The organism is Clostridium amylolyticum, assembly GCF_900142075.1.
Classification (GTDB): domain Bacteria; phylum Bacillota; class Clostridia; order Clostridiales; family Clostridiaceae; genus Clostridium_AA; species Clostridium_AA amylolyticum.
On the sequence record NZ_FQZO01000002.1, the window covers coordinates 205,143 to 229,212 of the forward strand.

17 protein-coding genes are annotated in these 24,070 nt (G+C 31.7%); 5 read left to right on the forward strand and 12 right to left on the reverse strand.

The window, feature by feature from the left end:
- Positions 1 to 96: 96 nt before the first annotated feature.
- The 4 genes from BUA82_RS05515 (at position 97) to BUA82_RS05530 (ending at position 5,482) form a co-directional block, all read left to right on the forward strand.
- On the forward strand, positions 97 to 1,590 hold the full coding sequence (locus BUA82_RS05515; protein WP_073005477.1) for a diguanylate cyclase domain-containing protein: 1,494 nt from the start codon (positions 97 to 99) through the stop codon (positions 1,588 to 1,590).
- Between the two features lie 154 nt (positions 1,591 to 1,744).
- Positions 1,745 to 2,836, forward strand: a complete 1,092-nt coding sequence (locus BUA82_RS05520; RefSeq protein ID WP_073005479.1) for a GerAB/ArcD/ProY family transporter — start codon at positions 1,745 to 1,747, stop codon at positions 2,834 to 2,836.
- A complete protein-coding gene (locus BUA82_RS05525; protein WP_083599802.1) occupies positions 2,820 to 3,950 on the forward strand; it encodes a Ger(x)C family spore germination protein in 1,131 nt (376 codons plus the stop codon). Before BUA82_RS05520 ends, BUA82_RS05525 begins: the two co-directional genes overlap by 17 nt.
- Positions 3,951 to 4,051: 101 nt before the next feature.
- Positions 4,052 to 5,482, forward strand: a complete 1,431-nt coding sequence (locus BUA82_RS05530) for a spore germination protein (RefSeq protein ID WP_073005483.1) — start codon at positions 4,052 to 4,054, stop codon at positions 5,480 to 5,482.
- Positions 5,483 to 5,551: 69 nt separating this feature from the next.
- Here the strand turns inward: BUA82_RS05530 and BUA82_RS05535 are convergent, their stop codons facing one another.
- Entirely contained in the window at positions 5,552 to 7,747 is a 2,196-nt protein-coding gene (locus tag BUA82_RS05535; protein ID WP_073005485.1) for a DNA topoisomerase III, read from the reverse strand.
- A 225-nt stretch (positions 7,748 to 7,972) separates the two neighbouring features.
- Between BUA82_RS05535 and BUA82_RS05540 the strand changes: the two genes are divergently transcribed.
- Entirely contained in the window at positions 7,973 to 8,824 is an 852-nt protein-coding gene (locus tag BUA82_RS05540) for an aldo/keto reductase (RefSeq protein ID WP_073005487.1), read from the forward strand.
- A gap of 131 nt (positions 8,825 to 8,955) precedes the next feature.
- Here the strand turns inward: BUA82_RS05540 and BUA82_RS05545 are convergent, their stop codons facing one another.
- From BUA82_RS05545 to BUA82_RS05595, 11 genes are all read right to left on the reverse strand, one after another.
- Positions 8,956 to 10,407, reverse strand: coding sequence for a glycosyltransferase family protein (locus BUA82_RS05545; protein WP_073005489.1), 1,452 nt, complete (start codon positions 10,405 to 10,407; stop codon positions 8,956 to 8,958).
- Between the two features lie 156 nt (positions 10,408 to 10,563).
- Positions 10,564 to 11,913, reverse strand: a complete 1,350-nt coding sequence (locus tag BUA82_RS05550; RefSeq protein ID WP_073005491.1) for an MATE family efflux transporter — start codon at positions 11,911 to 11,913, stop codon at positions 10,564 to 10,566.
- Between the two features lie 66 nt (positions 11,914 to 11,979).
- Entirely contained in the window at positions 11,980 to 12,804 is an 825-nt protein-coding gene (locus BUA82_RS05555) for a MerR family transcriptional regulator (protein WP_073005494.1), read from the reverse strand.
- 96 nt (positions 12,805 to 12,900) lie between these two features.
- Positions 12,901 to 13,902, reverse strand: coding sequence for a polysaccharide deacetylase family protein (locus BUA82_RS05560; RefSeq protein WP_073005495.1), 1,002 nt, complete (start codon positions 13,900 to 13,902; stop codon positions 12,901 to 12,903).
- Positions 13,903 to 14,458: 556 nt separating this feature from the next.
- Complete coding sequence (locus tag BUA82_RS05565) at positions 14,459 to 14,824, reverse strand: hypothetical protein (protein ID WP_073005497.1); 366 nt, start codon at positions 14,822 to 14,824, stop codon at positions 14,459 to 14,461.
- Positions 14,825 to 15,085: 261 nt separating this feature from the next.
- Complete coding sequence (locus BUA82_RS05570) at positions 15,086 to 15,967, reverse strand: N-acetylmuramoyl-L-alanine amidase (RefSeq protein ID WP_073005500.1); 882 nt, start codon at positions 15,965 to 15,967, stop codon at positions 15,086 to 15,088.
- 2 nt (positions 15,968 to 15,969) lie between these two features.
- A complete protein-coding gene (locus BUA82_RS05575; RefSeq protein ID WP_423230443.1) occupies positions 15,970 to 16,425 on the reverse strand; it encodes a phage holin family protein in 456 nt (151 codons plus the stop codon).
- A 45-nt stretch (positions 16,426 to 16,470) separates the two neighbouring features.
- The gene (locus BUA82_RS05580; RefSeq protein WP_073005502.1) at positions 16,471 to 16,707 is read right to left on the reverse strand and encodes a hypothetical protein; all 237 of its coding nucleotides are present in this window, start codon (positions 16,705 to 16,707) and stop codon (positions 16,471 to 16,473) included.
- A gap of 16 nt (positions 16,708 to 16,723) precedes the next feature.
- Complete coding sequence (locus BUA82_RS05585) at positions 16,724 to 21,586, reverse strand: phage tail spike protein (RefSeq protein ID WP_073005505.1); 4,863 nt, start codon at positions 21,584 to 21,586, stop codon at positions 16,724 to 16,726.
- Positions 21,587 to 21,598: 12 nt separating this feature from the next.
- Complete coding sequence (locus tag BUA82_RS05590; protein ID WP_073005508.1) at positions 21,599 to 22,282, reverse strand: distal tail protein Dit; 684 nt, start codon at positions 22,280 to 22,282, stop codon at positions 21,599 to 21,601.
- Positions 22,282 to 24,069 (reverse strand): phage tail protein, encoded by a 1,788-nt coding sequence (locus BUA82_RS05595; RefSeq protein ID WP_073005510.1) that lies wholly within the window; start codon positions 24,067 to 24,069, stop codon positions 22,282 to 22,284. Before BUA82_RS05595 ends, BUA82_RS05590 begins: the two co-directional genes overlap by 1 nt.
- Position 24,070 lies beyond the last annotated feature (1 nt).

Here is a 24,070-nt window from a genome sequence, read left to right on the forward strand (position 1 = left end):
AAATATTTTTTTATTATTTACAATCTCTTTTCTACAAAATATGCTAAGGTTTTTATATAAGTATTGGCACAATATTGACTTTTAAGGAGTATTACTATGTTTTCTGAATTAATAATTAATCTATTTATCACTGTAGCTGTTATTTCTTTTTCAGGGCAAGTTTTGAGAGATAAGCCTATAACATATAAGTCACCATTATCTTTAAGAATGTTAATTGGTATGGGTGCTGGAATCTTAGGTATGTTGCTTATAAATTACTCCATAGAACCTGCTGATAACATCTTTATTGATTTAAGGCATATATCAATTATGATATCCGCATTATATGGTGGAATTGTTTCCTCTTTTATATGTGCTACATGTATATCTATATTTAGAGTTGTATTAACAGGTATAAATACAACTTCTGCTATAGCTGTATTTATGTCCTTTTTAATGGCAACTTTTTGTGGAATTATTTCCTTCACAAAATTATCAAGATATAAAAAATATATTTTAATGAATATTTTTAATGTTGCTAGTTCTTCTTTCAGCATTTATACATTATTAAAGAAGGAAAGAAATTTAAATATAGTTATGGGAAATTATTTTGTAATATGCTTTTTAGCAATAGTTGCAGTTTATTTAGTAACCACTTATACAAACTATACAAATAGAACCTATAGAGAAATGTCCTATTTTAAATTTATGGCTGATAATCTTTCTGATTTAGTTTCTACGCATTTGCCTGACGGTACATTTTTATATTTATCTTCCTCTTGTGAAAATCTTTTAGGTTATGATCCTAAAGAGCTAGTAGGCACTACTCCTTATAGGTTATTTCATCCATCAGATTTGCCTGAAATAGAAAAGTTTCATAATACAGTTATTACTTCTAGAATACCTGTATTAATAACCTACAGAATTCAAAAGAGAGATAACAATTATGTATGGTTTGAAACTACTACAAGAAATGTTCTAAACAAAGATGGTTCCATAAAGGAGCTTGTTTGCGTTTCTAGGGATATAAGCGAAAGAAAAACTACAGAACAAATGCTTTTAGAGGCAAACGATAAATTAAGCAAGCTTTCTTATATTGACGGACTTACAGAAATAGCTAATAGAAGATATTTTGATGAATTCTTAACTACTCACTGGAATGAAGCCATTAACAATACTTATACCATATCACTTCTTATATTAGATATTGATTATTTTAAAAAGTATAACGATGCCTATGGACACCTTCAAGGTGATGAATGCCTAAAGAAAGTTGCGAAAACATTAAAAGAAGTTACAATTAACACTAATTACCTTGCAGCTAGATATGGCGGAGAGGAATTTGCTTTAGTTTTACCTAAAGTTTCACAAAAAGAAGCCTTAGCTATTGGTGAGAGACTCCGCCAAAAGGTAGAGTCCCTAGGAATACCCCATAAGGATTCCTTAATAAAACCTTTCCTTACCATTAGCATAGGAATATCCTCTGCCTTACCAATAAATAGTACTGCCCCTGATAAACTCATTCATGAGTCTGATTTAGCCCTCTATAAATCAAAAAGCAGCGGTAGAAATAAGGTAATGGTTTTTGAAGAAGAAATTAATAAATATTAGAATTTAAATATTATTAAATAAAGTCAGGAAACTGGCTTTTTTATTTTGCTAGTTTATCCTCCAGATGGCATTACCATAAAATAACGATTAAAATGCATTAGCATGAAGTATTATGGAAACACTAATACAATAATCTTCTGCTGGAGGAAAATATATGGATAAGTTTTTTAAAAATAACCAATTAATCTTTGTTATATATTGTGTTACCGTAAGTTATGGAACAATAAATCTTCCAAGGATTATAGCAGAAAACGCTGGTACTGGAGGATGGATTTCCTTAATTTTAACTACTGTTATTTTTTTATTTATAGCCTATATAATAACTTATCTTCAATACAATCATAGTGAACAAACCCTCTTCGAATATAGCAGTGATTTATTGGGAAAACCTATCACTTACATTATTACAATAATATACATTGTATACTTTTTTATAAATTTTACTATGATAGCGAGAATTTATGCAGAGATATTAAAGTTAATATTCCTTTTAAAAACACCTACCATCGCAATATGCTTTTTGCTTTATTTAGTGGTATTTTATACTCTAAAAAAAGACCTAGGGACCTTAGTGAGACTATGCACCATATATGGATCTATTAATATAATTGGATTTATTCTAATAAATTTTTCACTTCTTTCTAAAGGGAAATTAGTAAACATAATGCCGTTATTTAACTTTAATGATGTGCTTATATATATTAATACTTCAAAAAAAGCCATAATTTCTTTTGCTGGAATAGAGGTACTTCTGTTTATTCCATTAAGTAAAGATAAAAACAAAAAAATATATAAATATACCTTACTAACTATGATTTTTATAGGAACATTATACATATTTCTTACAGAAGTATGTATCTCAGTAGTAGGCATAGAATCACTAGTATACTATAAGGCTACTGTATTTAATGTGATAAGAGGACTGGATTTATATTATTTAGAATTTTTAAGAAGACTAGATGGCATATATATAATTTTTTGGACCATGAATGCATTTTGTTCTATTTGTATCTGGGGGACTGGAACAATAGTGTTTACCAAAAAAATTATTCCTAGAATAAAACATACTCCCTTATTAGTAATAACAATACTAATATCCTTTATAGTATCTCAACTTCCTAAAACTAAGGATAGAGTACAAGACATTTTAGAATATAATGGTAAGCTTGGTTACATAACTTTTTTAGTAATACCTCTAATACTTCTAATAGCAATGAAGGTGAAAAATAATGATAAAAAAGCTTAATCTTATAATATGCATTTTATCCATGTCCATACTATTCAATGGATGCTGGGATTATAAAGATATAAACCGAAGAGGCATACTTTTGTCAGTTGGAGTAGATGAGATAAAAGGTGAAATTCAATTTACCGGAGAAGTAGCAAAGCTCTTTTCTCCTACCAAAGAACAACAAACCTCTACCCATGTAACGGATGTATATACCTTTAAATCTTCCGGAAGATATTTTGAAGGTGCCAGACAAGACTTTGAAAATAAAACCCCTTTAACAGATTTTTCTGGTGCCGTAAGAACCATTACATTTTCAAAAAGTTTTGCTGAAAATGGTATTGAACAATATCTAAATAGAATTTATTTCTTATCACAATATAGAAGCTCTATTTTAATTACAGTGTTTGATGGAAATACCGAAAATTTATTCAATACTGAAATTATAAATGATATATCAGTAGGATATGCCATAGAAGACACTATAAAAAAATTAAATGAAAGCGGAGCTGCTATCTATAAAACAGTTCAAGAGATTCAATCAGACATTCAATTTAAATCTATTGGATATCTTGTTCCCTACATCACTAGAGAAGACGGAACTATAAAATACCTAGGCCTTGCCGCTATGAAAAACTCAAAACTCGTAGGGGTTATAAAAAGTGAAAATAGTAAGGGTTTCTTATATATTCTTGCAAAAAAGCCTACTATGAATATGGTTATACAAATTCCTGGGGAAAGTAACAATATTTTCTCACTAACCAATATCTTAAAGAAAAGAAAAATCCGCACTTATTATAAGGATGGTAAGGTTAACATAGATATAGATTTAAAATTTAGCACTCAATTACAATACGAATACTTCCTTGAAAATTTAAATAAAGAAGATCTAGCAAATATAGAGAAAGAAGTTTCCAATAAAATAAAGAAAGATGTGATGTATGCCTTAGAGAAATCTCAAAAGGAATTTAAGTGTGATGTTTTTGGTTTTGCAAGATATTTTAAAGGTAAATATCCTAATATATATAAAGAGCTTACCTGGGAAGAGGCCTATGATCAAGCAGTTTTCAATGTTAACGTAAAAACTACTCTTATCAATACAAAACTCTTAGATGTGGTTGGTAAAAAATAATATCAATCATATAAGTTATTGGTTAATAATAACATAGAGAAATAAATTAATTGCACTTTATCACATGTCACGTGCCTGGCACCTACGAGAGGAGAATGACTATGGATAATTCAGCCTTATTAAATGGCATAAAACAACTTCAAGAAAATATTTCAGGTTTAAACACAAGGGTACTAAAGGTAGAAAATTCAGAGGTTTATATATTATACATACCTCACATTTGTGATGGAGTTAAAATTAGAGATGCCTTAATTACACCTATCCTTCAATACTCAAAAAACGATCCTATTTCCCCTAAGATTATAATGGAATCTGTAATCTATGCAGAGGAAGTTAAATATGAAAACCAATTAAATAAATTAACAGATTACCTATTAGAAGGTAACTCTATCATAATGGTTCCTAATTTCCCAGAGTATCTGATTATAAACACCTTCAAGGTAGATAGAAGAAACATTCAATCCCCTGAGGTAGAATCTTCCTTAAGAGCTCCTAGAGATGCCTTTAATGAAAGTTTAGACACAAATTTATCCCTTATAAGATATAGAATAAAGGATTCCACTTTAAAAATAGATATGTGCAAAGTTGGAAGAAGAACAAAGACTTCAGTAGCTGTATTATATTTAAAGGACGTAACTAATAATAAATTTGTTGAAGAAGTAAAAAAGATATTGTCTGAAATTGATGTAGATGGAATTTTAGAATCAGGATATGTTCAAAAATATCTTTCCAACAAAAATGCTACACTTTTTTCTCAAATAGGCATTAGTGAAAGGTCTGATTCTAGTTGTGCACATATCTTGGAAGGAAAACTTTGCATACTGGTAGAGGGTAGTAACATAGCCCTTACTCTTCCTCAAAACTTTATAGATTTCTTAGATGCTGGTGACGATCACTATGAAAGCATGTACTGGGGAATTTTTATAAAGGACATTCGAATAATGTCCATTGTTATAAGCTTAACTCTTTCTTCCATGTATGTTACCATTGTTGCTTTTGATCCAGATGTACTTCCCTCCCAGTATATTTTCGCTTTGGCAGCTTCTAGAATAGCAGCACCAGTTAATGCGGTTATAGAAGCCATCCTCATGGAAATTGCAGTGGAATTAATAAGAGAAGCTAGTATAAGGCTACCTAGGCAGATAGGTCCATCAGTAAGTATAGTAGGTACCATTATAATTGGTCAGGCAGCCGTAGCTGCAGGGCTTGTAAGTCCTCTTATGGTTATAATAGTATCCTTGTCCTCTATTTCCTCCTTTATAACTTCGGATATCACTTTAATGTATCCTATAAGACTGCTTAAATTTCTTATGCTTACCTTAGCTGGAATCTTTGGCTTATTTGGCTTCATTATGGGCCTTACCATAGTTTTAGTAAAGATATGCTCCATTACAAGCTTTGGAGTGCCTTATACCGCACCAATTTCCCCTTTTAACTTCAAAGAAATAAAAAACTTCGTACTAAACAATGTAGTCCTTGATAAAGAAAGACCAGAGCATTTACATACCAAAGATAAGAAAAGGCAAAAATAAAAGTATAAGGAGCTGTAACACATGAATTACTTAGTTCATTGTGCAACAGCCCCTTCTTAACATAAATAATTATTCTTTATCCTTGAACATGGACATAAGATCTGCAAAAGGATTATTTAAAGGCTCTTTACTTTCCTGTTTCATCTTTTTCATTATATTTGCTACTTCTCTCTTATTTACCTTGTCTCCCTTATTATCAAACCTTTTGTTAAAGGAAGAAGCCTTTTCACGGAAGGTACAATTACTATTTGCACAAACATAAATCTGACCTTCCCCTTCTCCCCTAAGCTCTAATCTCTTGTGACACTGAGGACATCTGGCATTGGTGAATTTGCTTACATTTTCTCTATGACCACAAGCTCTGTCTTGGCATACATTCATTACTCCATGTTTACCTTTTACTTCTAGCATGTATTTTCCACACTCAGGGCATTTCTTGCCTGTAAGGTTATCATGCTTAAACTTATCGCTGCTTCCCTTAACTTCTTGAACTAGCTCCTCTGCATATTTTCTCATTTCTTCAGTGAAGGCTCTTGGGTCTTTCTTTCCCTTACTTATAAGCTCTAACTCCAATTCCCATTTAGCTGTCATTAAAGGTGACTTTAATTCTTCAGGAACTAGCTCTATTAACTGTTTTCCTTTACCTGTGGGAACTATTTCTTTGCCATTTTTCTCTATATAGAACATATTATACAGCTTTTCTATTATATCCGCTCTGGTGGCAACAGTTCCTATGCCCCCGGTTTCCCCCAAGGTTTTAGCCGCAAGCTTATCTACGTTGACGTACTTATGTGGCTTTTCCATAGCTGATAGCAAGGTCCCTTCATTAAACCTGGCCGGTGGCTTTGTCATTAACTTTTTACTTTCCACTGTTGAGATACTTAATTTGTCACCTTTTTTAACCACGGGTAATTCCTGGCTGTCTTTTTCATCCTCGTCTTCTGCTAAGTCCTCTTGTCTATCATAAACCTTTTTCCAGCCCTTTGACTTTATAACATTACCCTTGGCTATAAAGCTTTCTCCATTAATATCTGCAGTTATAGTAGTTTGTAGATACTCATAAGGAGGTAACATTACAGATAAGAATCTCTTAACCACTAAATCATAAATATGCCTTTCTTCACTGCTTAAAAGGGCTATATTCCCTCTTTCCTCTGTAGGAATAATAGCGTGGTGATCACTTACCTTACTGTTATCCACAAACCCCTTATGAGCATTTATTTTACCCTTTAATATTTCTGCAGCAATATTTCTATAGGATCCTACTGAAATAGCTTTTAAACGTTCTGGAAGTGTAGCCACAATGTCAGTAGAAATATATCTAGAATCTGTTCTGGGGTAAGTTAATACCTTATAGTTTTCATACAGTCTTTGCATTATGGACAAGGTTTGCTTTGCTGAATATCCAAATATTCTGTTAGCATCTCTTTGAAGCTCTGTTAAGTCATAAAGAGCAGGCGCAAACTGCTTTTTAGCACTTTCTGTAACCTCCACTACTGTTCCTTCTTTTCCCTTAAGGTGGGATAAAATTTTATTTGCCCTATCCTCTTCAAAAATATTGCTATTATTATTTTTATCTCTCCACTGAAGATTAAAGCCTTTAGCCTTAGCATTAATCACATAATAAGCCTTAGGCTTAAAGTTTCTTATTTCCTCTTCACGGTTAACTATCATAGCTAAGGTGGCTGATTGCACCCTTCCTGCGGTTAACTGAGCATTATGCTTACAGGTAAGAGCTCTTGTGATGTTTAATCCCACCACCCAATCTGCTTCTGATCTACATTGAGCTGCTTTATACAAGTTATCATATTGAGCTGCAGGTTTTAAATTTCTAAAGCCTTCATTTATGGCCTTATCCGTCTGTGAAGAAATCCAAAGTCTTTTCAAAGGCTTATTTACCCTAGCTTTTTCAATAATCCACCTAGCCACCAATTCTCCCTCTCGCCCTGCATCTGTAGCTATAACGATGTCGCTTACATCCTTCCTAATGAGCTGTTCTTTCACCGCATTAAACTGCTTTCCACTTTGCTTTATAACCACAAGCTTCAGAGGTTTAGGCAGCATGGGTAGGTCCCCAAGCTTCCATTCCTTATACTTATTGTCATAAGCCTCAGGATCTGCTAAGGTCACTAAATGTCCTAAAGCCCAAGTTACAATATATTTATCTCCTTCTATATATCCATTACCTTTCTTACCGCATTTTAAAACCCTGGCAATTTCTCTGCCTACGGAAGGTTTCTCTGCTAAAACTAGTGTTTTACTCATAATCAAGTAAGTCTCCTTCGATTTTAGATTCATATTCTAATTTTTTTGAATATCTTACCATTGCAAAATAACAATTATATCTATAGTCATTATAGTATATAACCATGTTAATGTCATTTAACCAATAAACGATTATCTTAATAATTTTCTTTAAAGATTATGGAATATAATACCTTTCAATGGTATTATTATTTTAATAAATCTAAAAGGAAAGGGATGGATGAAATGAAAAGTTTACAAGATAGCTATACCTTAAATAACGGTGTAAAAATTCCCTGTGTAGGCTTTGGAACTTGGAGAACTCCTGATGGAGAGGTGGCAGTTTCTGCTGTAGTAGAGGCTATTAAACAAGGTTACCGCCACATTGACACCGCAGCCATATACGGCAATGAAAAAAGCGTGGGCAAAGCTATTAAAGCTTCTGGAGTACCTCGTGAAAAGCTGTTTATTACCAGCAAACTCTGGAACTCAGAGCAAGGTTATGAAAGCACCCTTAAAGCCTTTGAAAAAACATTGGAAGACCTAGGCTTAGAATATCTAGACTTATATCTTATCCACTGGCCTGTAGTAAAAGGACATAAGGAAGATTGGCAGGAAGCTAATCTTGCCACTTGGAGAGCCTTTGAAAAACTTTATAAGGAAGGTAAAATCAGAGCCATAGGAGTAAGTAACTTCCTTCCACATCACTTAGAGCCCCTTATGGCAAAGGCAGAAATTCAACCTATGGTGAACCAAATAGAACTCCACCCAAGCCTAAACCAAGAAGAAACCGTTGCTTTCTGCAAAAAACATAACATTTTAGTGGAAGCTTGGAGTCCTCTTGCTTCGGGAAAAATTTTCCAAGTTGTTGAAATGAAAGAAATGGCTGATAAACACGGAAAAACTATATCTCAAGTTTGTCTTCGCTGGATATTGCAAAAAGGGATACTTCCTCTTCCTAAGTCTATAACTGCCGGCAGAATAAAAGAAAACGCTGATATATTTGACTTTGAAATCTCTCCAAAAGATATGCAGCTAATAGACAACATAACTACTTGTGAGGGCTCAGGAACTGACCCTGATAATATAGATTTCTAATTGCTATAGTAATATAAAACCACAGCATAAAGATATATTTTATATGCTGTGGTTTTTCATATTTATTATTTCCCTTCAAGGCCCTTTATGTACAGTTTAATAGCTATCTTTAAAAACAGTTTTTAAGCTAATTAATTTTTTAAGAACTTATGTAAACTTAATTTATTTTTAAACAAGTTGTACCTTAGCTTAAATATTTCTACACATTCACCGGAAAGGATTGCTGTAAATATATATATTTCGTACCTATATCTAGTTTGAGCTTCTATAAATATATGCGCTGAAACAAAACCAACAATTAAAACATAAAATATAAAATTATTAGAATTATCCCCATTACTTTTGTTCATAAGTAAGATAAAGGTTCCTAACAACATAAATAAATATTGAATATTTCCTAACTTTAAAAAATATTCAATACCGTTATTCATTTTATCTTCTGAAAGAGCAAAATAATACCGATTGTCCTTCTCCCCCATAAAATCATGCATTTTCTTTTTAATAAGGGGAATTGTATCTTTATAGTTCTTTATTGAGTCTTTTATTACTTCTAAACATTTATCATTATACTTATCATAATCAAAATCTAAAGTCTTTAAATCAAAGTACACTTGAGTTTTTCTAGCATTTTCCGTGGGAATATTATAAACCCCTCTATCTTTTAACCCTAAAACAAATTTAAAATACTTAGCATTACTCTTGCTAATAGGACTAGGGGAAATATCTGTTTTTACCACTGCTATATCAAAAGCTTTTATTACAAACATAAAAGAGATGATAATAATAACAAATGACCTCACATATTCTTTATATTTTCTTTCATCTATGGCTTTATAGAAATAGTTAATAAATAATGCAATAATAGCTATAGAAGTAATTGGTCTTAATATTTGAGTAAAACCCAATAACACACCTGCAATAACCAAAGATGCCTTTGTGGATTTAAGTATAAAGTATAGGGCTAAACACAATAATAAAGAGCTAATATGTTGATTATTTATAATGGAAACCCCCACGATATTAGGAATATAGAAAACATAAATCACCGAAGCAATGGCAGCTGCATCTTTTGTAGATATTTTTTCAGTAATTTTGTAAATTGTCATAGAGGTTAGCGTTAGGTATATACCTTCTAAAAGCTTAAACCATATCAGGTTATTACCAAAAATTCTCATTATATATGAAAGATATACTGTATATCCAATTTGATAATTATAAAAGTAAAAATAACTTGTTTTGTCAAAGCTTTCTTTATGAAATGTTCCTTCAACTATATTATTCGCTCCCTCTAAAAGAACCTTATAATCACTAATGGGATATGTCCTTGCATATATGTTCCATATTAAATATGTTAACATAGACATTAATGCTAATGTGATTAAGAAGAACTTAGTACTATGTCTGTTAATTTTCACTGCTATAAAAGATAATAATAATGTTATAAATATTATAAATAATAGATTTATTAACTTTAATTCATATCTATTCAACTTTAAGAACGAAACTATCATAACTAAAACTATGATTGCGCAAATATATTTAATTGAAAGAAATAACTTATTAGATACGCTACTAAATATCATATAATTATATTTTCCTTTGCAAATTTATTATTTACCTTATTATACTACAATACAATAATATCAATATGCTTTAACAGTAAATAAACACAACATACATAAAAAGTTATTTGTATGTTGTGTTTATTTGTTGTGTTTATTTATATAATTAATCTATTTTTAAAGAGCCGTGCTTAAAGCCTTGTTATGAGAGTTTTTCTTTTCTATGATTAATATCAAAGCTATTAACCCTAAAGCTAAGACCTCTGAAAAAGGTACTGTAAGCCATATTCCATTAGCTCCAAACAATAAAGGAAGAACCTTTAATAATATTGCTATAAAAATTATTCCTCTAAATAAAGAAAGAAATGTAGAATACTTGCTTTTTTCTATAGCTTGAAAATAGGCTCCTACCATTATGCTTATACCCATAAAAGGGAATGCTGTAAAATACAGCTTTATTCCTTGAACTGTCATGCTAAGCATTTCGCCTTTTTCTTTAGTAAAGGCTGATGCTATAGTCTCTGGAATTAAAAGTCCTAGCACTAAAAAAAGCCCTCCTACTAAAATTCCTGATACCATTCCTAGGTTTTTTGAAACACTGACCCTGTGTTTTTTTTCAGCACCATAATTAATACTTATAATAGGTTGTACCCCTTGAGCTATACCACTAATGATAGCTACACACATTATTGAGCAGTTAGCGATTATGCTATAGGAAGCTACCCCTAACTCACCAATGGTACTTAATAACTCTTTATTAAATAGATATATTGCTAGTCCTGCGCTAATTTCAATTATAAACCCTGAAAGCCCTATGGATAGTATCCTTTTCACAGTGGACAAATCTAAGGTTATAAAGCCAAGCTTAAGCAAATTATCTTTCTTAAAATGAGCTAAAAGTACGGTTACTGAAACCATAGCAGACATAGCTGTTGCTATGGCAGCACCTCTCATGCCCATATTAAGAGGATATATAAATAAATAATCAAAAACAAGGTTGGTAAGTCCACCTGCAATGGCTGCAAACATTGCTCTCTTATAACCTTTATCATTTCTTACTAAAGCAGAAAGATTTTGTACCATAAGAAAAAAAGGAGTAAAGAGTATTATTACTCCTAAATATTCTTTCACTAAAGGAAGGCTCTCCCTGCTGGCTCCTAAGGCTAAGGATATTCTTTCTAAAAATATTATTCCAAGCAAGCTATAGGATATACCCATTATAACGCCCAAGGTAAGAGCACTTTTGAAAAACTTCTGTGCCTTCTTTTCCTCTCCTGCACCACGACTTATAGACATAGCTGTAGCCCCTCCTACCCCTATAAGCATGCCTGTACCATATATTACATTATAAATTGGCAAGGATATATTCAGTGCCGTTAGTCCTTCTTTTCCTATACCTCTTCCTATGAAAATAGTATCGAATAGTATATATAAAGATACTGTTATCATTCCTAGCACACTAGTGGATACATATTTAACAAATAACTTCTTAATATCATCTTCTAATAAATTTAATTTCTTCTGCATGTTCATCACTCCTTATAACACCTTTCCTATTTTAAAGGTTATAGTAACTATAAGGTCAATACTATTTTATTTCTTTTTTATTGGAACCTGAATCTCTGTAATAAACTCTAGCTCCTTTTCAGAAAATGCGGCTTCTGCAATGTTTAACACTAACGCATCCCCTGATATTTCATAATTATTTTCTTCTATCCAACACATTATATTATTAAAGTACTCTTCTCCCATCTCATAACTTCCATAGTAAGTTATGCATGCATATTCTCCCTCTGGAAGCAAAGCTCCCTTTCCACTAACCTTAGGATTGCTCTCAAATAGAAGAGCCATAAAACTCCAATTATTATACTTCTCCTGTTTTATTTTTTCCCTTTCCATAACCAATGTAATAACACCTTGAAGCATAATTTCATCATCTTTAATAAGCCCGCTTAATTCTATTAAACTGTATTCAAATTCAACTTTGCTTAAAGGCTTACCAAGGTTAACATATAGCATATACCTTTCTTTATAATATTCTTTATAAACCTTAGGTTCCTTCGCTTTAATTGCTTTATTTTTTATATTTTTTAATTTAATATTTATATTTTTTTCTAAAAGCTGTAATTTCTTAATTTCTTTACTTATACTTTCCTTTTGAAGTTCTAACACGTTTAAAAATTTATTAAGCTTTCTATCCTTCAAATAAGCTTTTATGTCCTCAATAGATAACCCCAGCCCTCTTAAGAACAAAATTGCATCTAATAATGCAAATTGATCTATACCGTAATATCTATATCCATTATCCTTATCCACATATAAAGGTTTAAAAAGCCCTATCTTATCATAATACCTTAAGGTTTGAGCAGATATATTATGTATTTTTGCCATTTCTCCTACAGTAACTTTAGTCTTCAATGCTTATTCACCTACTTAAATATAGAACTTATAATAATATTATTGTAAAATGCACAAAAAGAAAATACTACAGGATATAATTCCTGTAGTATGGGTTTACTTTAATGTTCTAAATTCATAGCCTTTGGTTTTAAAATGAGTAATTATTTCAGGTAATGCTTCTACAGTAGATTTTTTTGAAGGTGCATCGTGCATTAATAGAGTTATTTTTTCCACTTTAGCCCCTTCCAAACCATCTAGTTCCTTCTTAATTTCATTTATTAACTGTTCCTTAGTTCTGTTGTTAGACTTAGCATCTGTAGAATCTATATTCCAATCTGCAAAAGCAATGCCCTTAGCCGCAAAAGCATCCTTGGCAGGCTGCATGTTTTTCCATGACATAGCCCCACCTGGGAACCTAATTACTTTAGTTTCAAAGTCCGGCCCTAAAGTTTCTTTAAGCTTATTATTGGAAAGGTCAAAATCTGACATAATGCTATTTAAATTTGCAGTTCTTCCTGGATAAAGCTTTTTATAATCATGAGAGTAGCTATGGTTACCAATGGCATGTCCTTCTTCTAATTCTCTTTTTAAAATTTCTCTAACTTCTTGAGTTCCATCTAAATTTTTAGTCCACACAAAGAAGGTAGCCTTTACATCATGCTTCTTTAAAGTATCCAATATAACAGGGGTATTGTTTACTGAAGGACCATCATCAAAGGTTAAAAACACTATCTTCTTTCCGTCTGCTGGAAGCTTATGCTCATTTGCCTTTTGAGAATCAAAGGCACTAAATGTATATTTGTCCCCTTCTATAGAGGTATTAGAACCTTTATTAACATCTGTTGGCAAAGGCTCTTTAACCACAGGTTTCTCAGGCTTAGCAGTAACTTTGTTATCTTCTTTTCCTTCACTCCTATTTTTCCCTGAAGCAATTTTTTCTTGAATGTTTCCAAATATATTTTTTGAATCTCCGGAAGGCTTGTTCAAGAAATGATCAGTCAAATAGGCAGCTCCTACTCCTATACCTAATAATAGTATTATGGATAAAGTGATTACTGTTATCCTTCTTCTTCTTAATTTTTTTCTTCTCCTAGATAAATTTAATTTATTTGCCATATCATCAATCCTTTGTTATTAATACTTATATATTCTATGCATAGATGCTTGTCCATTGTTTTAAGTAGATTATTTATGTCTTAGCATAACCTATTTATTTTCTACAGCATTTTATGTTTATTTTACTACTATAATATTTACTACGTTTTATTTCTACAAAAGTAACTATAAATAATCATAAGATTATATTTTTTAACATCATTATAAAAAAGCCTCGGTTGTCGAAGCTTTTTGTGATATTTCTTATATAATTATAGCACAAACTCTTTATTATTTAGTAATAATTATATAAATTATTGAATCTTTTTTTTAACTTAAAATAATAAAATCAATATATTTGGTGACACCTAGGAGAATAGAACTCCTTTTTCGAATCAACGCTAACTATAAAAAGCCAAAACCTTCTATAACTGTTTACATTAAACCATTTAATCCCTATAAAATTCTACCACAAATTATATCTATATAAAACTTATGTTAAAAATATGGGAATATAAATATATTGATTATAAGAAAGCCCTGGATTAATCCAAGGCTGCTTTTTATTTGTTTTAAATTATTTTGCTTTAACTTCTTTATTATTATACTTTGCTTTATTTTTAATTAGGTCAAGTAATAACAATGCTGCAAATATAAAACTTAATATTGACCATATTTTTAGATCAGCAAACTTTCCTATATTTGCAATACCTACTACTCCACCCAAGGCATAAAATACCAAGGATGTTATTGTAATTCCTTTGTTTAATTTTGAAACTAGAGCAATTATTCCCCCGATAAGCATACATAGTGCAAGCATAAAACCAGCAGTACCGCTTACAGAATTTGAATTTTCAAGCGCATTTGCAACTCCTGCAGCGCATGATTGAAATGTAATTATTGCGAATAATACAATACTGATGATACCTATTACTTTTTTCATATTTTTACCTCCCCTGTGTGTATATTTACAGTTATAATTGTAAATCATTTGTTAATTAATTCAATAGTTTCGACAAAACTATGTGTAATGTTACATGAATAAAATAAAAAAGAGTTTTGCTAGAATCGATATTGATTCATCTTGTAATTATATTAATATTAACCTTCTTGGCATCGGTTTGAATTAGTTCCTTGATATAGGAGTTTGATCCATTTTAGAGCAAAAAAATAAAGGGTAGTCCATTCAGACTACCCAATAATATTATAAACCTAAAAGCTTTCTCCAAGTGTTCTTTCCCACTATTCCATCTGTCACTAATCCATTATTTCTCTGAAATTCCATTACAGCCTGTCTAGTGCCCTCTCCAAATATTCCATCTGCTCCATAAGCTACATTATAACCTAAATATATTAACCTTTCCTGAATCCATTTTGTTATATTTCCTCTGGCGCCTTGTCTTACCGTAGGAGCTGCAGCTACGGTTCTAGGTCCTGGTATATTGTCTACTGAAATATTGCCAAAGTCCTGGTTTACAAATTCCCTTTGTAGAGAAGCGAAATCACAATATAGTTTAGGTTGTGGAACTGGAGTAGATTGAGATTCATGCACTCTTATTGAACTAGAAATACCTATAAAGTCTAATATAGCCTTTGCTTGTAACTCTATAATTTTCTTTAAGTTAGCATCTAAGAATTCCATATCTGCAGCATTATCTATAAAGTGATTTTCTATCAATATTGCTGGGCATTTAGTTTTTCTTAGTACTGCAAAATTAGCAGTTTTTACTCCCCTGTCTCTAGTAGCTACTCTATTGGCTACCATAGAATTTTGAATTGCCTTTGCGAATTCTTTACCTTTATTAGAAGTAAGGTAAGCAAAAGTTTCTAATCCATACCCTCCACCACTATTAACATGCTGTGATATAAAATAATCACAACTATTATTATTGCTTATATCCGCTCTTTCGTATAATTCTAGGAATCTATCATCAGTTCTAGTATATATAACATTTATTCCGTGTTGCTGTAATTGACTTCCTAGTCCTAAAGCTAACTTAAGAGTATAGTCTTTTTCCTGTCTACCATTTCCACAAGCTCCTGGATCTTTACCGCCATGTCCTGCATCTACACATATTTTGACCATAACTATCTTTCCTTCTTAATAATTTCTTTTTTATTTCCCTCTTTAAGTTGTATTAGAGCCTCTTTAAGTTTGTCTGGTATGGGCAAACCTAATTGAGCACAATTTTCCAAAAGACTTATGCCTTCATTTGCAATGTAAAAATAGCATACTAGTGTCCTAAATAACCAAGTGCCAGTATTTAAAAGCCTATCTAACATTACAGCTACTATTAGTACTATAAGTATTAAGCTTTTTCTAGTTATGCCCTTAAGTCCCACATCAGAAGATACTACTTTATTTACATAAGCTTTTGTTAAACCTACAGAATAGTCCAGAACCATGAGAGCTATTAACACTATTAAGGCTGTATCCCATGTTCCAAATAACCATGTAATAACTGTCCCTATTGCTGCAATAATTGTTTTTATAATGTTTTCTTTTTCCACTCTAGTACCTTCTTTCTTATAATAATAAGGCAAAATAAAAGCACCATATAGGTGCTATACTTTGCCTTCTATAGTTATTTATATTATCTCTATTCCATTATCATATGCTCTTTGTTCAGCTGTAGCTTTAAATGACCTTATTTTTTCCAGACATACAGCTTTGTTATTTTCAAACTTCTCTTTATCTTGTATGTCTATTATCATGTTATAGCTTTTTCCTATGTTTATAGTGCAGTACATTCTTACAACTACATATTCTTGGCCACCTAAATCCTTTAATATAACCTGATCTTTTAAGTCAATTATTTCTTCCATATATAATTCTCCCTTCTTACTTAGTATAGTTTATTTCTAGTTTTGCGTAAGCTTCAAATATTGCATAGTTAGAAGAACCATCATATAGGGCTAACCCTTTTATAGAACCATTTTTAAGTCCTTCTCCTACATTACTAGGCAGTGATATCCATTTACTTTCACCCCAAGCCCAGGATCCGATATAGCCATAATCTACATACAGGCCAGTTCCTCCACTCGGGGAATCATATTGATGTCCATATAATCTTATTCTAGTTGCAGCACTGGAACCACCACTAGACCTTCTTGCTAAATATAAATATACGTTATTTATAGTAGCACCACTTAAAGCACCTCTTATACTTGCACTATCAAAGTACATGAAACCTCTATGAACACCATTACTGCCATACTGTCCTTGGTAAATATACCTGTTATCTGATCGCCATCCCCAGTTGTCTCTCCATGACTTCGTTTGGTTAGTATCCCATCTAGTAGTATGGTTTTGAGTAGTTGGTGGTGGTGGAGCTGCTGAAGGATTAAAATAGCTTTCTAAAAAATTATAGCTTGCAGGAACTATTATAGCACCATCAGATATGTATGTTCCCGTATCAGCTCTAAACAAACTTGCACTATTCATAATTCTAATATTTGCATGATCCATTGAATATATTCCATATGCAATACGCGAGCCGACTAAATCATAAACCATAACTTGTGAGAAGTTAGCAGCCAAAATCCCAAAGCCTAAATCACACGCATCTATAGTTCTAATTATTGCATTAGAGTTACCTACGTAAAAACCGCAATTGTTATCTCCTTTCCTAAGCCCTTGAATTCGTATATTTACTACTACTACAGATTTACTATTTAATATTTGAATTATATTTGTTCCGTTCCTATTCTGTTTTATGAGCGCTCCACCAGAATCAGTGTAATGAGTCCTGTTCCCACTAATTAAAATAGGAATTGAACAGTTATTTATACGTATTGTTCCATTAAATATAACATTTCTATCCATGCTAATATATATGCCAGGATTCCCTGACCAGCTTGTTGTAACAAGTCCTGGAGTTCCTGTAAAATTCTCTATGGTAACATCTTCAGTACAATTACCATAAACATATATTTTTACTGTTCTGTAATATTCATCAAAAATCTTATTGATTTTAGATAATGCTGTGAATAATGTTTTAAATGGTTTACTATTACTCCCATCACCAGTAATATCATTACCTGTGCTTCCATTTACATAATAGGTAGCATCCTGCTTTTGATAGGTCATTATGTTATTTGCTATAACTTCATTACAAAGAACAGTAGTGAACCCTGCTTGGCCATCAGATTGTGTAAACTGCCCTATTGTTTCTTCTGTATTTGTATTTATTATAGAAAAACCATGTGCATTCATAATTGTCTTTGTATTGGCAGTTGAGTGAATTACTTCTATTCCATCTTTGCTATGCTTTATAATCCCAGTTTCTATTACCTTACCACCATTTATGCTCTCTACAAATTTACTAGTTATAGCATCTGCTGTTATTTGTTGTTCAGCACTCTTAACTCTTTGGGTTAATCCATCTTCCACCCAATCCGAAGCTACATATGAACCTGTAGCTCTGCTTAATATGCATACTTTAATAAAACCATTAGGTGCTAGGCTCTTATCTATCCACATGTCTCCTACCGAGTATGGTGGAATAGGTTGTGAAATGAATGTCCTTGATTTACTATTAGCTGTACTTTGTGCATTATCAGCTATAGATTTAGCTTTTGCTGATATAGCATTTAATAAATCTTGTCTAGCATCATAGTAAGTTTTAAATTTCCTTCTAAATGTAACTCCACCAGTAGAGTCTGCTCCTTCTTTGGTTAAATCTTGAGTTGTAGACATATCTGTTAACAAAAGATCAACATAATTATATAAAGCAGTATAAGCTGTTCCATAAGTTGTTTTATCTATGCCGTAGGTGGTTGCAGAGCTATCTATTTTAACTTTTTCACTAACTATAATGTCAAATTCTTTCTTAATACTTATTTTTTCAACTGGAGTTATTTTGTTATCGCTTGACATATTTGTTAATGCCGTATTTGCAGTTTCTGCATTTTGTTTTGCCGCGTCTGCAGTACCTTGTGCTGCATCTGCTAAATCCTTTGCATCCTTAATCGCTTTATCTACATCCTCAGGTGCTGGTGACCAATCAGAAGCTTTATTACCAGTTTCTATTTTCATATTTTTAACAGTTATAAATCTTTCTGTGTCATAAGTACCATAAAATTCTAACCAACTTTCTGTTAACCCATTATTAGTATCTGAAATAAGAAGATTAAAGCTTTTTCTTTGATACTCCGTTGTAACTTCAATGTTAGTTGAAGGTATTCTATACCTAGCTTTATTAGTTGAATAAAAAAGCACATTACCTGGTATATCCGCCTTTATATCAAAACTAAAGGTTAACTTTTTCCCAACATATTCTTTTAGAATGTAGTGTACATCTGAAAATAACATATATTCACGTGGTGATGTTCTTTTCTCAAAATTACTATTTAAGAATAAATTCCTTCCACCAATATTTATATTATCTATGCTATTATCAGCAATTTTCCTAAGCAGTGTTGCTTTTTTACTATAATAATCACTAAAGCAACTTCTTAAAGTATTACCATTTACATCACTAGTAGTAGTTAAATCAGCTAATAAAGGATTTAAATAATTGTATAAAGTAGTATAACTAGTGTCATAAGCTGTTTTTTCTGCAGTTACTTTTGCAACATCAGCTTGACTATTAAGCACTACTTTTTCTGCCGTTATACCATCTAAATCTTTCTTAAGAGTTTGCTTCTCCACACCAGTTAGTTTATTATCACTAACCATATCATCTAATCTATTCACAGCTCCATTAGCTACGGTATCATCTGTATATTTACTTGCCTTCTCCCAATCTGTAGAGGAATAACTTTGACCTACTATTTTGCTAATAATACACCTGAATAATTCTCCATTAGAACCTTGAGTCCATAGGTCTCCTTTATCGTATGGGGGAATAGGTTCCTCTATAAAAACTCTACGCTTTTTATCAGCAGTATCTTGTGCTCTAGCTGCATCTTCTAATGCCTTGGATACATCGGTATCTGTTATTTTAATCCATTTATAAACACTTTCATCAACAGCAAATCTGTATGCATAGCCAGTTACCGTATCATAATATAAGTCTCCAAGATGTTGATTTTTTAGCTCTATGGTAGACCAATCTATAGTTGGAGCATTTGTTAGCGTTGGTTCGTTTTCATAAAACCAAGTTGTTATACTTCCATCTATGCGATTTTGTATATCATTTATAGCAGATGAATATGTTCCACTGATAAAAGTGCTCAATGTATTATCTGAGTAAGCTTTTGCAGTATTTTCGGCATCAGATATACTTTTTGATAAATCATTTTTAACTCCACTTACTTTTGCACTAATGCTTATATTAGAACTTAAATCTAATTTCTCCCCTACATCTGCATGTAATTGATTAGCCATTATAGAGTGTGCTGATATAAACTTTCCTACAATATGACCCTCATAGCCATTCGTAGAATTACCCATTGTAATGGCTGTTTCGTATGGACCATTTATACCACTTTTTGAGTGTCCAAGTCCGTTTAAATTCCATCTCCAAACACTCTTGGCTGTCATTATATCTTCAGTATCCATTATTAAAATTTCCTGTGGTTTATCTTTTGGCCTAAAGACTACATTGCCACCTAGAGCTCCAGTTAAAAGTTTTGTGGCATGGTCTATTGCTTCTTGCATTTTGGTGCCAGTAACAGCATCCTGTAATATCTGATTTACAGTGTTTCTTATAGAATTTAAAGTATTTGATATATTATCTTTAAAAGATCCCAGCTCTATTTCTTTGTATCTATTTGACAAGCAATCATACTTATATTTGATTACTTTAGCCTTTAAATCAAAGCCATATTTTAGATGTTTTACAGTTACTGTATCACATAAGTAAACTCTTTCTAGCACAGCATAATTTTTATATTCTTCAGTCTTACTAAGTTCTAAAAAATCCACCTTATAGTTGGCAGGTGGAATATCTATCTTATTAATAGTAAACTCCTGCTGTGCTCTCTCTCTAAGCTTAGCTATAGCCATGGCTTCTGTAATTCCACTTTTTTCATCTACCTTAATATCAGAGTATTCTATATTTCTTATCTTAGGATGTGGGTAATTATTTATTAAATCACTGTCTACATACTTTTCAGGAAGAGATAATCCACCATATCCTTGTGGTTTTATTCTTGTAACTACACTATCTAAGCTTAAATCCTCATCTATTCCTAAAAGATTTTTACCATACCTTATAGTTACCCCTCTGTCCTTTCCTCTGTTTTGGAGCAGCTTAATTAAAAAGTTATCTCTTTCAAGTTCTCCGCCCCATGTATCTATTATTCCATCTTCACTAAATATTGCTTCTACAGGGTTTTTTTCAATAAAATGAGCTGTTTTAGAACCTGGCAAATCACTCAGACTTGTAAATCTATGAGGATACTGTGTAGAAGTTAATACTATATTTAAAACACCCTTACCATCTGTATTAGCAGCTCTGCTATCTTCTATAAAGTTGTCAATCAAATCATAAAAAATATGTCTGGCATTAACTTTTATACCAGACATATTTTTATTCTTTTTATATATTCTAAAAAACTGATTTCCCATTGGAGTTGGTGCCTTAATTATATTTCCTTCAACTAGGTTTTTCCATTTGTTTCTATTATCAAAAGGATGTTCTAATACTAATTCATATAAACCATTTCTCTGCTCTTCAACTTCACATAGAGAAGGGTTTAAAGATGTTATCCCATTATTATTAAAATCCACTGTACCTGCATCATATATAGATATCATTTATAACACCTCCTATAGATAGGCTTCCCTATAAATTATTTCTATTTTGCTTACATTCCCAATATAATCTATAATGTTTTCCCCTGGCTTCAATATAGGAAATTCTCCCTGCATCTTGCTATTTTGCAACATTGTATCCTTATATGCATCTTCTAACTCACCATTAAGGGTTATATAAGCATCTATTCCCTTTAAAATTACATTAGAATTATTTACTGTTAAAGTTATGTCCCCCACACCATAAACCTTTATTACTGGCTTTATCTCCATTGTTCCATTATAGATTAATTTATAATTGGTAGTAGTTACAGTAACTTTTTTCTCAGTAAGTGAGTAACCAAAAGGCTGACAATCAAATTGAACTATACCACTATGAAACTTTTGTAATACTTGTTGAAGATTTATCTTATTAATTATATTAGCCTTATAAAATCTGTCCGGCTCATTAGAAAATATTACATCTCCACCACCAGTTAACCATGTTTTTATATCTCTAAAATTATCACCAAAGTAGTCAAACTCTACTGATTTCACTTCTCCCTCATAGCTATTATCTGTATTAGTTAGATATCCATTTCTCCCTGGAACAACTATTTTTTCTACTCTTTTCTCATAGGTAGTTATTGGAGGAAGTGATATAATCTTAAAACCTTTTTCACTTGAGTGAATATTCTTCCATACAAATCCTGTTTCCATTATGCTTTTCCTCCCCCTATTTCAATTTGCTTTCTATAAAATTCTATCTCTTCTGTTAATGCTCTAATATCTTGATTTCTATTATTATTAAAGTTTTCTATATTAAAATTCAATCCATTATCGTTGTTATTAGTTATTGTGCTGTTATTAGCTGTGATTCTATCATAACTAGAAGTCATAGCTCTTGATGTCGCAGCTTGCTCCTGATATACAGCAGCAGTCATTCTTGCAGTAACTTCATCAACATTAAAGCTAGACACCATGCCAGATATATTTCTCTGCATATCCTTTTGGAATTTTGGAATTTCCTTATCAGCTCCGACTCCAATACCTTGAATTAGATATGGTCCAACTTCTTTAGCAAATAACTTACTAGGTGACTCTATTCCAAATACCCACTGTACTCTGCCAAGCAATTCTTTTCCCAAAGTTTTAGCTAGACCCCAAGATCCCTTTAGTAAACCCTTACCAATTCCCGCTAAGATATCTGCACCTACTTCAAACCAGTTTATAGATGTTAATGTATCATTTATAGCGGTTACAAGCTCTCCAGCACTAGAAATTAAAGTTGGTAATGCTCTTATTAGGCCTTCTGCAAGTTTTAGAATTATTTGCACAGCGCAACTTACTAATTTCTCCATATTACCTGGTGTAGTAATAAATTCTACCAATTTTGTTATTATTTTCATTGCCCCTTCAACTAACATTGGGATAGCTATTATAAGTCCATCGACTATAGAGTCAATACACCTTGACATACTAGCTATTAACTTGTTTAAATTATCCTCATTTGTTAAAAAATTTATTAATCCATTGATAATTTGTAAAGCTGCCCCCACTAATATTGGAATACTTTCAATTAATCCATTCACTAGATTTTCAATTATTATTGGAGCTTTTTCAACTAACACTGGAATAGAATTTATTATTCCCTGTATTAATCCAACAACTAATTGTACACCAGCATCAATAATTAAAGGTAAATTTTCTATTAAGGTATTAACCAAAGTTAGTATTGTATCAATAACAGTTGGAACTAACTGTGGCAAAGCTTCAGTTATGCCAAGTGCTAAGTTAACAATTAAACTTACTCCAAGTTCTAGCAACGAAGGTAACATAAGAAGTATCCCATTTATTAATTCTGTAATTAATTGTATTCCAACATTAATAATTAAAGGTAAATTTTCTATTAATATATTAACTAAAGTTTGTATTGTATTAATAGCAGTTGGAATTAACTGTGGTAAAGCTTCAGTTATACCAAGTGCTAAGTTAATAATTAAGCTTAATCCAACTTCTAGTAACGAAGGTAACATTGTAAGTATCCCATTTATAAATGTAGTAAACATAGCGATAGCACTGGCATCAATTATAGGCAAATTACTAGCAGTAGAAGTATTTATGGTATTTGCTATATCTTCCATTGCACTTATAAGCCCTGTAATACCTTTCTCTCTAAATGCTGTAGAAAGAGTTTCAATATATCCTAATGCCATTGGCAATACAGTGTTTTTTAGAACATCAGATATAGGTGCAAATACTTCTCCTACCAATGATTTAGCACTATCTTTTAAGGTAGACATAGATTGTTCTATTTCTGCGTTGCATTTTACTCCAATACTGCCTAAATTAACTAATGCATTACCCATATCGCCTACGACACTTTTGAAAAACTTCAATCCATTTTTCATTATTTTATTTAGTGTATCTATTTTTTTTTCAGTACCCTCGCTATCTATCTGATTATTATCTATCTGATTATTATTTATAATTTGTACACCTGCCATT

What these genes read in the sequence shown, in the direction of transcription:
- BUA82_RS05515 (WP_073005477.1), top strand. Translation starts at nt 97, where the DNA reads ATGTTTTCTGAATTAATAATTAATCTATTTATCACTGTAGCTGTTATT.
- BUA82_RS05520 (WP_073005479.1), top strand. Translation starts at nt 1,745, where the DNA reads ATGGATAAGTTTTTTAAAAATAACCAATTAATCTTTGTTATATATTGT.
- BUA82_RS05525 (WP_083599802.1), top strand. Translation starts at nt 2,820, where the DNA reads ATGATAAAAAAGCTTAATCTTATAATATGCATTTTATCCATGTCCATA.
- BUA82_RS05530 (WP_073005483.1), top strand. Translation starts at nt 4,052, where the DNA reads ATGGATAATTCAGCCTTATTAAATGGCATAAAACAACTTCAAGAAAAT.
- BUA82_RS05535 (WP_073005485.1), bottom strand. Translation starts at nt 7,747, where the DNA reads ATGAGTAAAACACTAGTTTTAGCAGAGAAACCTTCCGTAGGCAGAGAA.
- BUA82_RS05540 (WP_073005487.1), top strand. Translation starts at nt 7,973, where the DNA reads ATGAAAAGTTTACAAGATAGCTATACCTTAAATAACGGTGTAAAAATT.
- BUA82_RS05545 (WP_073005489.1), bottom strand. Translation starts at nt 10,407, where the DNA reads ATGATATTTAGTAGCGTATCTAATAAGTTATTTCTTTCAATTAAATAT.
- BUA82_RS05550 (WP_073005491.1), bottom strand. Translation starts at nt 11,913, where the DNA reads ATGCAGAAGAAATTAAATTTATTAGAAGATGATATTAAGAAGTTATTT.
- BUA82_RS05560 (WP_073005495.1), bottom strand. Translation starts at nt 13,902, where the DNA reads ATGGCAAATAAATTAAATTTATCTAGGAGAAGAAAAAAATTAAGAAGA.
- BUA82_RS05565 (WP_073005497.1), bottom strand. Translation starts at nt 14,824, where the DNA reads ATGAAAAAAGTAATAGGTATCATCAGTATTGTATTATTCGCAATAATT.
- BUA82_RS05570 (WP_073005500.1), bottom strand. Translation starts at nt 15,967, where the DNA reads ATGGTCAAAATATGTGTAGATGCAGGACATGGCGGTAAAGATCCAGGA.
- BUA82_RS05580 (WP_073005502.1), bottom strand. Translation starts at nt 16,707, where the DNA reads ATGGAAGAAATAATTGACTTAAAAGATCAGGTTATATTAAAGGATTTA.
- BUA82_RS05585 (WP_073005505.1), bottom strand. Translation starts at nt 21,586, where the DNA reads ATGATATCTATATATGATGCAGGTACAGTGGATTTTAATAATAATGGG.
- BUA82_RS05590 (WP_073005508.1), bottom strand. Translation starts at nt 22,282, where the DNA reads ATGGAAACAGGATTTGTATGGAAGAATATTCACTCAAGTGAAAAAGGT.
- BUA82_RS05595 (WP_073005510.1), bottom strand. Translation starts at nt 24,069, where the DNA reads ATGGCAGGTGTACAAATTATAAATAATAATCAGATAGATAATAATCAG.